Annotated in this window: 11 protein-coding genes; 3 read left to right on the forward strand and 8 right to left on the reverse strand. The window is 45.3% G+C overall.

Annotated features, from left to right (window positions below):
* Positions 1–2350: SusC/RagA family TonB-linked outer membrane protein (locus tag ABDW16_RS22010; RefSeq protein WP_343672731.1), on the reverse strand; the 2350-nt coding region annotated here is incomplete at its 3' end.
* A 284-nt stretch (positions 2351–2634) separates the two neighbouring features.
* Between ABDW16_RS22010 and ABDW16_RS22015 the strand changes: the two genes are divergently transcribed.
* The 3 genes from ABDW16_RS22015 (at position 2635) to ABDW16_RS22025 (ending at position 6694) form a co-directional block, all read left to right on the forward strand.
* Positions 2635–4005, forward strand: coding sequence for a DUF1080 domain-containing protein (locus ABDW16_RS22015; RefSeq protein WP_343672732.1), 1371 nt, complete (start codon positions 2635–2637; stop codon positions 4003–4005).
* Positions 4006–4245: 240 nt separating this feature from the next.
* Positions 4246–5991, forward strand: coding sequence for a DUF885 domain-containing protein (locus ABDW16_RS22020; RefSeq protein ID WP_343672733.1), 1746 nt, complete (start codon positions 4246–4248; stop codon positions 5989–5991).
* A 349-nt stretch (positions 5992–6340) separates the two neighbouring features.
* The gene (locus ABDW16_RS22025; RefSeq protein WP_343672734.1) at positions 6341–6694 is read left to right on the forward strand and encodes an MmcQ/YjbR family DNA-binding protein; all 354 of its coding nucleotides are present in this window, start codon (positions 6341–6343) and stop codon (positions 6692–6694) included.
* A 143-nt stretch (positions 6695–6837) separates the two neighbouring features.
* Here ABDW16_RS22025 and ABDW16_RS22030 read toward each other — a convergent pair whose 3' ends face one another.
* The 7 genes from ABDW16_RS22030 to ABDW16_RS22060 all read right to left on the reverse strand — a co-directional run bounded on the left by ABDW16_RS22030 (position 6838) and on the right by ABDW16_RS22060 (position 14972).
* Entirely contained in the window at positions 6838–7617 is a 780-nt protein-coding gene (locus ABDW16_RS22030; protein WP_343672735.1) for a sulfite exporter TauE/SafE family protein, read from the reverse strand.
* A gap of 279 nt (positions 7618–7896) precedes the next feature.
* A complete protein-coding gene (locus ABDW16_RS22035; RefSeq protein ID WP_343672736.1) occupies positions 7897–9261 on the reverse strand; it encodes a nucleotide pyrophosphatase/phosphodiesterase family protein in 1365 nt (454 codons plus the stop codon).
* A gap of 39 nt (positions 9262–9300) precedes the next feature.
* Complete coding sequence (gene eboE / locus ABDW16_RS22040) at positions 9301–10518, reverse strand: metabolite traffic protein EboE (RefSeq protein ID WP_343672737.1); 1218 nt, start codon at positions 10516–10518, stop codon at positions 9301–9303.
* 12 nt (positions 10519–10530) lie between these two features.
* Entirely contained in the window at positions 10531–11685 is a 1155-nt protein-coding gene (locus ABDW16_RS22045; RefSeq protein WP_343672738.1) for a 3-dehydroquinate synthase, read from the reverse strand.
* Between the two features lie 110 nt (positions 11686–11795).
* The gene (gene eboC / locus ABDW16_RS22050) at positions 11796–12755 is read right to left on the reverse strand and encodes a UbiA-like protein EboC (RefSeq protein ID WP_343672740.1); all 960 of its coding nucleotides are present in this window, start codon (positions 12753–12755) and stop codon (positions 11796–11798) included.
* Positions 12756–12882: 127 nt separating this feature from the next.
* Positions 12883–13866, reverse strand: a complete 984-nt coding sequence (locus ABDW16_RS22055) for a TatD family hydrolase (protein ID WP_343672741.1) — start codon at positions 13864–13866, stop codon at positions 12883–12885.
* 230 nt (positions 13867–14096) lie between these two features.
* Positions 14097–14972, reverse strand: coding sequence for an EboA domain-containing protein (locus ABDW16_RS22060; protein WP_343672742.1), 876 nt, complete (start codon positions 14970–14972; stop codon positions 14097–14099).
* Positions 14973–15168 lie beyond the last annotated feature (196 nt).

Consider the following 15168-nt stretch of genomic DNA (forward strand, 5'->3'; position numbering starts at 1 on the left):
ATCCATTCCCAATATCCTGTGTCTTCCCTTCACCCAACGCCAGTATCTTCTCACGATTTATAAAGAAGTTCACATCCATCGTCCAGCTAAACCCACTCTTCGATTCTATATTCACTGTAGAAATACGTACTTCTATCACCTTATTCTGTGTCACCCCCGTATTCTCCAACACATAATCAAACCCATTACTATACGGTAAAAATTTCTGCAACAGCAAATCTGTCGTCTTCTGCTTATACACATCCACCGTACCACTGATCCTGCCTTTCAGCACACTGAAGTCCAGGCCAATGTTCGAAGAGGTAGTCGTCTCCCACGTGAGATTAGGATTACGCAGTAAAATGGGAGCATATCCCAGCGTACCTTTATTATTAAAAGAATAAGTTGTTCTACCCAAAAGCCCCTGCGTTGCATACGGTGGTATACCGGTATTCCCGATCTTACCATAACTCGCACGCAACTTCAGGTTATCAAAAAATGTAACCTCCCGCATAAAATTCTCCTTCGTAATATTCCAGCCTAAGGCGACTGATGGAAAATACCCCCACTTATGCCCCTCTGCAAACCGGGAAGACCCATCCGCACGCAAAGTGAGCGTCACCAGGTACCTGTCGTCATACCCATAATTCACACGCCCCATATAAGAAAGAATGGTCCATGTACCCAGGCTACTCCCTATCCCCGTCACATTCGCTGCCTGCCCCAAACCATAATACTCCTGCCACTCCACCGGGATCCCTCTTACCGAAGCCGAACTACTATCCTCCCGCTGGCGCTGCACACTATACAATGCCGTCACACCTATATTATGTTTCTGACGAAAGGTCTTATTATAAGTCAACAGGTTCTCCACCGTATACGCCCATACAAACTGGCTTTGTTTGGTAGCAGTCGCATCCCCTCCGCCTATGAGCAGGTCAGTACTATTCTTTCCTAAAAACAACCCATAATTATTCTGTTGTAAATCTGTTCCTACATTCAGGCGATATTTTAAACCATCGAGAATGGTCACTTCGCCATACAGACTATTAAAGAACCGAAGGTGATAAAGATTTTCCACCCTGTTGCCAGGTACATAATCCAACAATGCATTCGGCTGCTGGTTATCGCCAGTTGGATAGGTAATGAGCTTACCATTATCATCATAAGGAGCTGCTATCGGCAACATTTTCAACGCCGCTCCCATACCATTATAACTACTGCCTTTGCGTGTACTATAGGCAGCCAGCATAGAAGTACCTACTGTAATGCGCTTGCTGATTTCCTGGTCCACTGCCACATGCAGGTTATAACGCTCATAACTTTGCAACTTTAGTACCCCCTGATCTTTGAAGTACCCACCCGTCACTGCATATTTTGTCTTCTCCGTTCCACCACTTACGCCCAATGCATGCCTCGTTTGCCAACCGGAGCTAATCATCAGGTCCTGCCAATCTGTATTCACTCCTTTCTTTACATTCGCCAGCTCAGTAGCATTGAAAATCTTCGCATCCGATGCATCGGGGTTATTATCATCATATGACCCCGAAGTACGGTAAGCCTCCCGCTTCATTTCAATGTACCGCTTACTATCCATCATATCTGTACGACCCAGTGCATGCACATACCCATACATACCACTATAACTGACCAGGGGCCTGCTAGCACTCTTACCCTTTCGCGAAGTCACCAGCACTACCCCATTCGCACCACGTGATCCATAAATCGCCGTAGCCGACGCATCTTTCAGGATGTCCATCGACACGATATCCGAGGGATTGATGTCATTCATCGCCCCTGCAAAAGGAATTCCATCCACCACATACAAAGGATCATTTCCCGCAGAAAGCGATCGGGTTCCTCTCACACGTACCCTCGGTTCATCGCCCGGCTTCGCACTATTATTAATAACATCAATACCAGGGGTTCTTCCCTGCAGCGCCTGTTGCGCATTTGTAACAGGTACTTCCATAATCGCCTTGCTGCTGATAGAAGCAATAGACCCTGTTACATCTTTCTTCTTTTGTTGTCCATAACCCACTACGACAACTTCTTCCAGTTTCTTGTTGTCATCGGCCAATCGCACATCGATAGATGTTCGATTGTTGACGGGAATTTCCTGTGGCAAATAACCAATAAACGAGATGACGATGGTGGCGCCCGGCGAGACTTTCAGCTTATAAGCCCCCATGTTGTCGGTGACTGTACCGATCGATTTTCCTTTCACTGCCACTGTGGCACCGATCACAGGAGTTCCGTCCGAAGCAGTCACCCTTCCCGAGAGGTTCACCAACTGTTGTGCGCGGATGAGGGTTCCCAACAATAGCAGGTACAGGAGTATCACTCCCGTTTTCGATAACGTGTTCTTCATTACGTAGAATTTTAGATTAACAGAATAATAGTACTTATAGTATACAATGGCCCAACTACAGCTTTCAATGCGCGTTTTATCCTAAGGTTTTTCTTCTTTTTTCCGGGTCGGGGTAATACAAGTTAAGTAGATTCGTCATAAATTGCAAACGATTGCATAAATTTAGAGAGAAGTTAGTACTCCTAGGTTAAAATGAATTTCTACCGTTCATCACATAAATGGTGCAATCGGTTGAATAAATGAGTGTTATTATTTATTTTTAAAACTAGTTTTGGTTCATTGTTATGAAAAACACGTTACTGGTCTGTAGTGTCCTGTTCCTCAGCAGTTGGGCAACGGCACAAAAGAAAGCTCAATGGCATTCACTCTACAATGGTAAAGACCTCTCAGGATGGAAAGAAGTAAATGGGACAGCTACCTATGAGGCCAAAAAAGATGAAATCGTGGGTACATCCGTCACGGGAAGCCCCAATTCCTTTCTAGCTACCGAAAAAGACTACGGTGATTTTATTTTAGAGCTGGAACTTAAGCTGGACGCGGAAATGAACTATGGTATTCAATTCCGTAGCGAAAGCAAACCTGACTATAACAATGGTCGGGTGCATGGTTACCAGATGGAAGTAGACCCTAGCGACAGGGCGTGGAGTGGTGGTGTGTATGACGAAGCTCGTCGTGGCTGGCTCTATCCTTTGGACCTGAATCCAGCTGCGCAAAAGGCATTCAAAAAGAAAGACTGGAATAAGTACAGAATAGAATGCAGGGGATCGGAGATCAGAACATGGATCAATGGAGTAGCCTGCGCACATGTGATTGACGATATGACACTGAAAGGCTTCATTGCCCTGCAGGTGCACCAGATCTACAAACCTGAAGATAAAGGCAAACAGATTCACTGGCGCAATATCCGCATTTTAGAAAACCCGGATGCTTCACAATATTCTCCTTACGACAATATTTACGTGGTGAATAATGTTCCGAACACGGTGTCTCCACAGGAGCAGAAGAACGGGTATTCCTTATTATGGGATGGCAAGACATCGAAAGGATGGAGAAGAGTAAATAAGCAGGACTTCCCAACCACCGGCTGGACCCTGGAAGATGGTTTACTTACCATCCACCAGTCAACCGGCGATGAAGAAGGTTCAGGTGGCGATATCATCACCGACAAACAATACGGTGCATTCGACCTGGAATTCGATTTCAAACTGACCGAAGGTGCCAACAGTGGTGTAAAATACTTTGTAAAAGAAGATTACGATACCAAAGGGAAGTCAGCCATAGGCCTGGAATTCCAGGTACTGGACGATGAGCGTCACCCGGATGCCAAACTGGGCCGCGATGGCGACAGAACCCTGTCATCTTTGTACGACCTGATCCCCAGGAAAAAAGATGCTAACCAGAATGCATTTAGAAAGATCGGTGAATGGAACCATGGCCGCGTCATTGTATATCCAAATAATCATGTGGAACATTGGCTGAATGGCATAAAGATGGTGGAGTATGAAAGAGGGTCCAAAGAATTTAAAGACCTCGTAGCGATTTCTAAATACAAAAATTGGAATAACTTTGGTCTTTGGCCTGAAGGGCACATCCTACTCCAGGATCATGGTAATACCGTATCCTTTCGTAGCATAAAAATCAAAAATTTAAAATAGGTTAACAAGTTGCTTTTAATTATTAACCTAATTTTGCAGCGGGTATGTAAAGCCGGAGTCGACCGTTAAGTGAAAAATCCGATCCGGGCTGGAGCTAAAAACAATCCGGCAGGTAAGAGTTGAGCTGATAAATACCCGGTATAAATAAGTTTTCATTGTTCACTGTTCTATATAAAACATTCCGATTCTTCGGAGTGTTTTTTTATTTTTAGCCGGTTCTTATCAACAAAATCTACCCAAATGCTGTTTAAAAAACACTATTTCCTCCTGCCATCGATACTGCTGGCAGTGGCTTGTGGTCAGCCTGGCAAGAAATCCGGCAACGGCGCCGATTCCCTGCACCACCTCGTTCAAAAATACTATGATGACAGAATGGAACTGTTTCCACTGGAAGCAACCATGAATGGTGAACATCAGTACGATGGCCTCCTGCAAATTGATATCAGCGAGCATTTCCGTCATCACGTCGATAGCTTTTACACCAGCTACCAAACAGCACTCAATGGTGTAGATACTGCCGGTCTTACGCCCAATGACCTGATCAGTTATCTCATGTTGCAACGTGAACTTACCCTGGGCAAAGAGCGCCTGAAATTCCCTGATCACTACATGCCTTTCGATCAGTTCAATGGCCTCACTCTCCAACTACCTTTATTTGGTTCCGGCGCCAGCGCACAGCCATTCAAAACGAACGACGACTACCGCCACTTCATGTCACGCATGCAGTCTTTCTCCGAATGGGCAGACACCGCTATTGCCAACATGCGCAAAGGCATGGAAACAGGTATCGTATTACCAAAGTCACTCGTGGTAAAAATATTGCCACAGCTGGCTGACATTGCTAAGAAAGATACCGGCAATGTATTCTATGCACCGCTCAGAACCCTGAAGGATACTGCACTCGCATCCGAATACAAAGCAAGCATAGAACAGTATATTCTGCCTTCCTATGCACGGCTGCATGACTTCATGGAAAAAGAATACCTGCCCAAAGCACGTACTACCAGCGGTTATGGCGCGCTCCCTAATGGTAAAGACTGGTATGCCCTTTACAGTAAATACTGGACCACCACCAACCTGACCCCCGATGAAATATTTGCCATCGGCGAAAAAGAAGTAGCCCGCATAAAAGGCGAAATGGAACAGGTAATGACCGAGACCGGTTGGAAAGGCGATCTGCCCTCCTTCTTTACTTATATCAGAACAGATAAGAAATTCAAAATCTTCTCTACACCCAAACAGATTCTTGATAGTTTCGCGAGCATCAAAGACAGGATCATGCCTAAGGTAAAAGAGCTGTATGGCCACCTGCCAAAGACGCCTTTTGAAATCAGGCAGACAGAAGCTTTCCGCGCCGCTTCGGCCAGTGCAGAGTACATGCAGGGAGCAGCAGATGGTTCAAGACCCGGCGTATTCTATGTACCCATTCTGAATGCAAAAGAATTTGGCTACACCGGTATGCAATGCCTGTTTCTGCACGAAGCAATACCCGGTCATCACTTCCAGATTTCCATTCAACAGGAAAACGATTCGTTGCCTAAATTCCGCAGATTTAACTGGATTGGCGCATATGGGGAAGGTTATGCACTATACTGCGAAAGCCTGGGAAAAGAGTTAGGAATATATACAGATCCCTACATGTATTTCGGCCGGTTGGGCGACGAAATTCATCGCGCCATCAGGCTCGTTGTGGACGTAGGTTTACACCACAAAGGATGGACCCGCGAGCAGGCCATCAAGTACATGCTCGACTATGAACCAACCAGCGAACAGGAGGCTACAGCAGAAATTGAGCGTTATATGGCAATGCCGGCACAGGCTTTGTCCTACAAAATTGGCGAAATGAAAATCCGCGAGTTGAGGAACAAGTATACTGCTGAGTTGGGAAATAAATTTAATATCAAAGACTTCCACGACGAATTGCTGAAAGATGGTTGCGTACCGCTGGATGTGTTGGAAGAAAAGATGGCGAGGAAATTTAAATAAACCCATTTTGCCTTTTGCAGGATGCACTCATCCTGCAAAAGGTAAATATTATTAAATAATCTATATACCCCCAATTACAGAACAGCTTCCTGGTAATGTGGATTTAACATTAAAATGTGTGTCCGTATTGAGAAAAGATACTTAAATTTATAACGGGAATATTAATATTTCAGGGAACAGGAACACTAAGGTTTTAGGAACGTTGCCATATCACTAGGAGACTTATCTAAAACTATCTTCTCAACGAGCCTTTTACCATTTCACGTTTATTGCACGCTTGTGTAAACATTTGCGCTTTATAATTTCACTGAGAGACAGGACTATTATTAACTTTTAAGCTGCCAGTATTATGTTTGACCTGACCCTTAATTACTGCCTTGCTTTCCCTGCCGTAGTGCGGGAAGATAAGTGGGACGATGATGTACGGTTTTCCGTAGGTGAAAAGCTCTTCTGCATGATTTCAAAGAGTTTTCCACATCAGGTTTCCCTCAAATGCAGGCTGGAAGATTTCCATCGCCTCATTTCCCAGCCGGGCATTGTGCCGGCTCCCTATCTGGCCCGTTACCACTGGGTACAGATAAAACAATTGGATACTTTACCTGTACCGCAATTACAATCTTTGTTACAGCATGCCTATGACCTGGTGGTAGATTCATTACCGCCTGAGGAAAGGGCGCAGATTATGCGGGAGCAAAGGGTTTAAAGACCCGGGATTTTTGTGGTTGGAAGGTTTGCGCCTGACGCTGGCAGCGTTAAGGACTCCTATATACCCCTGAAAAATACTAAAAGCTTTTACCTCTGCAGGTAAAAGCTTTTTTATTTGGTGGGTGGCCTGAGGCCGACATTTTAAGAGAAGACCGTGTAAATGATATCATACACCCCAAACACGATCAGTGTACATGCGAATACTTTTTCAAGTAATGGCGACTTCATTTTCACCGCAGTTTTAGCCCCTAAATAAGAAGATGGGATCGCCGTGAGTGAAAGTAACAATGCAATATTCCAGTCGATATGGCCCAGGTACCAGTGCGCGATTGCCCCGGGAACAGAAAGTATTGCTGAAAGTACGATAGAACATGCCAGCGCCTGCTTAATCGGCATTCTTAACCGCTTGATGAAGAAACTGCTAAACAGTACACCGCCGGCGTTGGCTAACAAACCTGATAATAAACCAATACCTGTGGCCGCAAGAATCATTAAACCTGTGTGAAACTCCTCGTCTGCCTGTACATCTTCCGGCTTTTTTCTCAAAAAGGAAATTAACAACGTCGTACCGATTCCCATGATAAATAATGCAGTACAGATCATCAATGTATCGCCCGGCAAAAAACGGCTCATATAAGCCCCTAATACCGTAGCAGGCACTCCAAATAGTGCCCCCAATCCAATCACTCTTTTGTCAAAAAGCTTTTCTTTACTATATACCGCCGTTGCCGATATCGTACTCGTAATCGCCGCAGGCAATGGGGATGCCAGGGCATAGAAGGGGTTTATTCCGGCAAAGATCTGTAGCGCTGGCGTACTCACCGCACTCCCTCCTTTGCCGAGTAAACCGGAAAGATAGCCCACGATCAATCCGATGGATAATACTACCCAATAATCAGTCTGTTGAAATAACGCAATCATATACAGGTTAGACACACACGTGCCGGTTGGCAGGTCGTCGGTTGGTTTTGATGAATTTCCTTTTTAGCAAATAAGTGTCGCGGACAAGCCAAAAGTACAGTGTTGGCGCAGGTTCAACAAAATTATCAGGGAGATTAGGTTATTACTAAAAGTTATGGGAAATAACTTTAGGTTATAACTCTTATAGGCGTGAGTTTGAGCGGGAATAGCCTACCAAGTCTAGGAGATATAGGAAATCAGGGGATTGGGTAGGCAAATCCCCTGACAACCAATTTTCTTTTATTGCATTGTTTTCCAGATCACATCATAAACATCTACTGCCGTTACCGGGCCGGTCTCCTCCCCTTTCGCAGTTATCAACACAGGATGATACTGCCTATCTTCCGAAATACGCCCATGAGAACCTTTAATTAAGGTCGCATCCAGCGGAATCACATTCATCAGGTACCGGAAACCTAATTTCTTCTTTAACAGCTTAAAACCTGCCTTTAATTTGATCAACGGATCCGCAGGATTCATAAACATCTCCACCGGGTCATAACCCGGCTTACGATGAATATCTACCAACCTGGCAAAGTCCGGCGCCTTCGCATCGTCCAGCCAGTAATAATAGGTAAACCAGCTGTTGGTATCTGCTACCAGCACCAGCTCCCCACTCCGTGCATGATGCATGTTGTGCGCCCGCTTACCTTCACGATCCAGTACCAGCTGAATACCAGGTGTGTTTTCTACAATCGCCCGCACCTTTTTGTACACTGAAGGATCGTTTATATACACATGCGCTACCTGGTGATCTGCTACCACAAATGCCCTGGAAGCACCTGCATCCAGCAGTTCCAACCCGCGTTCCTCCCTCACTGCTATCAAACCTTCCTGGCGGAAAATGCGATTCAGGTGAATGGGGTTATTTACATTCGTAATACCATATTCTGAAAGAATGATCACACGGGTATCCTTCTTTTCGTAATGCGTAACCAGTTGCTTCACGACCTCATCTATCTCATGCAGTTCTTTGCTGATGCGGGGCAGATCCTGTCCGAATTTTTGTAAACAATAATCCAGGTGTGGCAGGTAGATCAATGTCAATGTAGGATCATACATATCATCTGTCATCACAGATGCATCTGCAATCCACTGTGTAGATCTGATATTGGCGCCTGGTCCCCAGAACTGGAACAACGGGAAAGTACCTAACTCCTTTTGCAAATGATCGCGCAAAGATGATGGATGTGCATAACAATCCGGTGCCTTACGACCATCGGCTAAATACTGCGGGCGTGGTGTGACAGAATAATCTGCGCTGGAATACATGTTGTACCACCAGAACATTTTAGAAACGGTGAAAGCAGGATCTACCTTCTTCGCCTTTTCCCATATCTTCGGTGCATCTACCAGCTTATTTGATTGTTTCCAGAACTTTACTTCACAATCCTGACGGTCGTACCAGCCATTGCCGACAATGCCATGTTCCGCGGGCCACTGCCCGGTGACATAAGTACTCTGTACCGCCGTGGTGACCGCAGGCACCATAGGTTGAATTGTGCGCAACTGGTGCTGCTCTACATAAGCCTTTAAAAAAGGCGTATGCTCTCCAATCAGGGAGGAGGAAAGTCCTACTACGTCAATAACAACTGTCTTTTTCATGATCGTTGGCCATTCTTAGGATATAATTCGTGCTCAAATCTATACTTCCATTTTCAGAAATCCAAGCTGTTGCATCACCCAGCTCACTTCGCGCGAAACTGATTGATCCATAGGCAATTTCAACCCTGCAGGTAGCACTCCCCAGGTGTAGGTTTCCACCTCCATGTGTTGTGTGAATAACTGTTCGCGTTGCAATTGCAATACTTCCCGAATGTCAGACTGTGTAGAATATAATAGTTCGTAGTGTTCTAAAAATACCGGTACATGAAAGTGTGAACGCCACTCTACTACATCCATATTATAAGCATCTTCCAGTGCCTGTGGCAAGTCAGGATAATGCAGAAAATCGCCATTCGATTTTCGTGCAATTACCTGGTGTAAGTAAGTCGGTTCATTGAATGCACTGAATGCATGGACCACTGCTTCTCTTTCTGCAGTTGCTGCTGGCATCGCTGCTTTCAGGGCTGCACTGATTTGTAACTTACCTACTTTCAATCCATACTCCTGCAGCTTGCTAAGTACAAATGCAGGCGCTTCGTATACTAATGCAAAGTGGCATACGTCATAGCATAATTGAATATGCCTTTTTATAGCAGCACCAGCTTCTTTTTCTGTCATATCAAACTGGTCCAGCAGGTAATTGATACCCAATGGCATCAGGTATGCAAAGTACCAGTCAATATACTCCTGTATATTTTCCATCAATCCATCCGGCTCCGGTTCAATATCCAAATGCATGACAGGACCGCCTGCACGGTGAATACGTACCAACTGTCCCAGTATCTGCAACATATTTAATGTCGCATTTTCCATCGCCGCTTCTATATCATCATGCCATAGTTTGTATGACAAAGGTGAAGTAGAAATACCACCTTCCATACCTGCTGGCAACAAAGCAGCAAGAATACGGAAAAGACGGGCGGTGTATTCCACCCGGTCCGAAGTGGTCCAGTCAGGTGTATGCACCTGGTCTTTTACCACCGTATGATGAAAGCCTCCGTAAGGAAAACCATTCATGGTAAATACATAACAATCCTGTTCTTTCAGCCATTGCCTGAAAGCCAGCAGGTTCGGCTCTTTTGAAAGCTCTAAACTGGCTGTGTTTGCGAGACGCAGACCAATGCCAAAAGGTTTGTCCGGTGAAATACCTGATTTAATTGCGGGAATATATTGTTGCAATTGCGCGAAATGATCTGGCCAGGTTTCACCCGGGTGGATATTCGTGCAATAGGAAAGATGACCTGAAACTGTTTGCATGAAAATTAGTTTTTAGGAAAGCGACCGCACTGTTGCTACAGCTTTGTCCAGGAGTGTCAGGTCCATCACATGAACCTCTGCTGCCACCCCGATCCCTTTTAATAAACAAATGGTGAGTCTGCCTCCCAGGTGTTCTCTGAACTCTTCCAATCCTTTGATTACCGGCGATGGAATACCTGCTTTATTTTCCATTAACGGATGGTATACCGGTAGTTGTAATTGCTGTAATAACTTTACTATACGCAAAGCAGATGCCTGATCCAGCCAGCCCAGCAGTGAAGCATAGACACTATCTACTGCCATACCGATAGCAACTGCCTCTCCATGGCGCAGTTCGAAGTTGGATAACTGTTCCAGTTTATGGGCGCTCCAGTGGCCAAAATCCAATGGCCTGGAAGAACCGCTTTCAAATGGATCGCCGGCACCACCAATGTGTGCCATATGCAATGCTGCACAGCGGTATACCAGTTCCTGCATGAGTGGAAGGTCACCGTTTGCCAGCGCTGTTGCGTTTGCTTCCAGCCATTCAAAGAAAGGCGCATCCTTGATCAATGCTACTTTTACAGCTTCTGCAATACCGGCCCGCCAATCCTTCATATCCAGCGTTGTCAGCAGGTGCGCATCGTTGAATACGGCTGCGGGTGGGGCAAAGGTGCCCAGGAAGTTCTTCTTGCCTTTGTAATTGATACCATTCTTGACACCCACGCCGGAATCATTCTGCGATAGCACGGTGCTTGGTATACGAATATGACGTACCCCACGGTGAGATACTGCTGCTGCATAACCTACCAGGTCCAGCACGGCACCACCACCAATGCCGATTACAAATGAATGGCGGTCTATGGAATACTGGTCAATCGCATCAACGAGACTATAAAATAACGGCAGGTCGTTTTTTACAGCCTCGCCACCCGGAATAACCAGGATATCGCCGGCGAGTTCAAAACCATTGACGGTTTCACAATAATGCCTGATTTGTGCGGGAAGGTTCGGATGATGCCTGATCAATCCTTCATCAGCAATGACAAATAAACGCTTGCTGAGATTGTTGGCAGCCTGGGATTCCAGGTAGTTCTTAAGCAGTGGATTCCCTGAGTCAAAGAGATGGGTCGTAAAAAATACCTCGTAGGTATATGGAACACTGAATGTCTGTTGAATAACGTGCATAGCTATGGTTGAGTACTCATCAAATAAATAAAGCCGTTTTAAAAGTAGCATAAAAAAATCGCTTTTGCCAGTGGCAAAAGCGATTTTTTTGGTATATCACATGTAAGAGATCAGGTTACAGCAAAAGCTCTTGCCATCAGCATAGATATGGGTAATAACACCAATACCAACAGCGCATGTTGCAGGGAGGAAAACACGGCTACCCATGCTGCATTCATAGCTATCAAAGCTATGATCCCGCCTTTCACAGCTTTTCCAATATTAGGCCCTGTAGGATTTTTCATCGCTGTCCACAGCGGCCTGTTAATCATAATGATAAATAATAAGATGAACGGAGCTGCAATGAGCAGGTGTTCATTGTAATATGCCAGTGCCACCATCGTTCCATACACCACCGCATAAGCAACAGCTGCAATCCGCATGGATGCTGCACTCCCCCCATGTACTTCACCACGACTGATGTAAGTCACTGCCGCAATGTATATAACAGGTATAATGCCCATCCACCAGTATGTTTGCAATGCCGGCATCACAATACTAATTCCTAATAACAAGTTCAATCCCCGGCAAAGACCCATATTCACAGGGCCCCAGGCCTGGTGTTTTCCCCACTTATCATACACCAGTGCGCTGGCAGTAATACCCAATGCTATAAAGCCAGTAATACGCGACACTGTAAATGCTGCCAGTATACCTACTAATAACAGGTAAGATCCCAGCACGATCGCCTGGGTCAAAGAAATAATGCCACTGGGAATGGGGCGTTCAGGGCGTTCAATTTTGTCCAGTTTTGCATCCATCACATCGTTGAATACCACACCTCCTCCATACAGCCCTACAGTGGCCAGGCACAGACAAAGTACGGGCAACAGATGATCCAGGTAATTGACCATTTCAGACCCCAAAAAACCGGATATGGCTATTCCGGCCAATACATCTGCTACAGCAGTTACAATATTGGCAGGACGCATTAAACGTATATATCCTAGTAATTTGCTAATAATATAATTCACCGGGTACACGGGTTTTCTCAATGACGAATGACGAAATACGAATTGCAATTGATCCATATTTACATACATGATTTAATTTGTCAACACGACGAACAATTTCCTGCCGGGTTCAAACACCTGGCTATGGCATACGATCTGCCTGGTATTTAAACCAGGACATTCGTCATTTTCTTAATACTGTTGTTTAACTGATAATAGTAGACTGAGCATTACGGAAAGGTTGTTGACCACCGCGCAATACGGTACTTCCGTTGAACTTCAGGCTCTGGTCTATTTGCTTTACCATCTCAAAATCCGCTTCATTAATTTGCCCACTTTGGGCAAACGCAGTAATAGCATTGCGGAAAGTTACCAAATGAATATCATTCGAGTCAATACCACTTTCGTGCATGAGGGCCGCTGTTTTAGGTACAGCTAATGGGTCACTGATACCCCAGTCAGCAGCAGAATTGATCATAATCCGCTCACTGCCATACTGTTTTACAACCTCTACCATGCGCTCATTCCCCATTTTGGTAAATGGATAAATGGTAAAAGCAGCCCAGAAACCCCTGTCCAGCACTTCTTTTACAGTTTCTTCGTTGTTATGGTCTACAATCACCATTTTTGGATCTATGCCATGCTCAATGGCAATGTCCATACTACGTGTGGTGCCTTTCTTTTTATCCCTGTGGGGGGTATGTATCTGCACCGGCAAAACCGCTTCCTTAGCGAGTTCCAACTGTGCACGGTAATACTTTTCTTCAGCAGGCGTCTGGTCGTCAAAGCCTATTTCTCCTACCCCCACTACACCTTCTTTGTAGATAAAAAGAGGGAGTATTTCCATCACAGCTTCAGCCAGTTTTTCGTTGTTAGCCTCCTTGCTGTTCAGGCCTATGGTGCAATAGTGCTTGATACCAAATTGTGAAGAACGAAAGCGCTCCCAGCCTATCAGGCTATTGAAATAATCCCTGAAGGTATCAATACCAGTTCGGGGTTGTCCCAGCCAGAAGGCAGGCTCTATAATGGCGGTAATACCAGCCGCAGCCATGGCCTGATAATCATCAGTAGTGCGGCTTGACATGTGGATATGCGGATCAAAAAACTGCATTCCTTTTATACGCTCCATATACGCGGGTACCATTGTCAATGGCTGGGTTGTTCCGTTCAGTTCGTGACTACAACACATGTTCAAATTAATTTCGTGAGACCTGGTAATATGTTTTAAATAATATGTTGCCTTACTGCAAGTTTACAGGATATACATTGAAGGTGTGATACACGTTTATGCTATTCGATGTTAATTCCGGTTTTCCGCAGGTTCATATCATGAATTAAGGCTATACATTTGCATTTTCATGCTGACGAATGCCAGCCAGGCCATGCTTTTGCCTGTTTTGCCGGCGTGTTTCTGATCAATTATACATTCGCTTTTTCCGCTACAGTATCCCATGTCAACAACCGACCTGCAATAGCAGCAGCCAACTCCGGCGATTCCTGCAGCAAAGCCTTTGCCGGCGCAAACCCTGTATGTGCACAGGCCAGCGCCGCAGCTTCTTTGTCAATGATCTGGTCCGATGCCCAGATGCGATTGATGTCTGGCATCATGTCCTGGTCAATGAATGGCGCAATCAATCTCCATAACATGGGGTTAATTTTTCTGCCTGCCGCCCAGCGTTCATGCGCATAATCGCGCAGGATCTGTGCCAATTGCGGGTTCGCACGTTCATCAAGCCCTGTAATGAGATGCACCGGTTTATCTGTAAAAATAGCTTTCATCACCAGCTGGTTCCAGGCTGGTTCATCCAGGTACTGAGCAGGATAACTATTGTGTACCATAATGGCTTCCAGCACCCCGCCTATGTTTGAGCGGATGCCTTCTGCAGTACGCAGCTTCCACTCTTCAGCATATGCCAGTAATGGCAATGCCCCATACAGCGTGATCTGCTCATTCATATCAGCTGCCGAGAAGAGGTCTTCAATAGCAGCTATATAACGGGAGCGATCCTCCGTAGGAAACTGGAGCAACCACCAGGTACGGGCCAGTCGGTCTAACGTATATCTATAAATGAAAAAGTTATTCGCTTCCTGAATGTGGGTGTCCGGTATGACTTGTTTACCTGTGAAACGCGGCATAGCAGTGAAAGTGATGTTGAAGCGCTGAGTAGTCTTCGCTTCCTGTAGCAGCTGTAACTGTTGTTCTAGCCAGTTAAGTGCCTGTGGCGTGGCGTGCGTTGTGATTATTGCATGTATTCGGTTTCTTACCAACGCACTATCATAATAGTATGGTTCCATCTTTTTGAGACCCTGATTGTCTTGACTTTAAAGTTAGCTGAATATGATGAAAAATAATAAAAGAGTTACAAAAGGTAGCGTGGTAGTTTAAATGGCTGTATCATAGGTTATTTAAGTTCGTTGTAAATAAAAGAGAGGCACAGTGTGCCTCTCCTTCCGCCATTCTAAAACCTGATCAGTTCAATCAGGAGTATCT

Origin of the sequence: Chitinophaga sp. (genome assembly GCF_039596135.1) — a bacterium.
Lineage (GTDB): Bacteria > Bacteroidota > Bacteroidia > Chitinophagales > Chitinophagaceae > Chitinophaga.

What these genes read in the sequence shown, in the direction of transcription:
- ABDW16_RS22015 (WP_343672732.1), top strand. Translation starts at nt 2,635, where the DNA reads ATGAAAAACACGTTACTGGTCTGTAGTGTCCTGTTCCTCAGCAGTTGG.
- ABDW16_RS22020 (WP_343672733.1), top strand. Translation starts at nt 4,246, where the DNA reads ATGCTGTTTAAAAAACACTATTTCCTCCTGCCATCGATACTGCTGGCA.
- ABDW16_RS22025 (WP_343672734.1), top strand. Translation starts at nt 6,341, where the DNA reads ATGTTTGACCTGACCCTTAATTACTGCCTTGCTTTCCCTGCCGTAGTG.
- ABDW16_RS22030 (WP_343672735.1), bottom strand. Translation starts at nt 7,617, where the DNA reads ATGATTGCGTTATTTCAACAGACTGATTATTGGGTAGTATTATCCATC.
- ABDW16_RS22035 (WP_343672736.1), bottom strand. Translation starts at nt 9,261, where the DNA reads ATGAAAAAGACAGTTGTTATTGACGTAGTAGGACTTTCCTCCTCCCTG.
- eboE (WP_343672737.1), bottom strand. Translation starts at nt 10,518, where the DNA reads ATGCAAACAGTTTCAGGTCATCTTTCCTATTGCACGAATATCCACCCG.
- ABDW16_RS22045 (WP_343672738.1), bottom strand. Translation starts at nt 11,685, where the DNA reads ATGCACGTTATTCAACAGACATTCAGTGTTCCATATACCTACGAGGTA.
- eboC (WP_343672740.1), bottom strand. Translation starts at nt 12,755, where the DNA reads ATGGATCAATTGCAATTCGTATTTCGTCATTCGTCATTGAGAAAACCC.
- ABDW16_RS22055 (WP_343672741.1), bottom strand. Translation starts at nt 13,866, where the DNA reads ATGTGTTGTAGTCACGAACTGAACGGAACAACCCAGCCATTGACAATG.
- ABDW16_RS22060 (WP_343672742.1), bottom strand. Translation starts at nt 14,972, where the DNA reads ATGGAACCATACTATTATGATAGTGCGTTGGTAAGAAACCGAATACAT.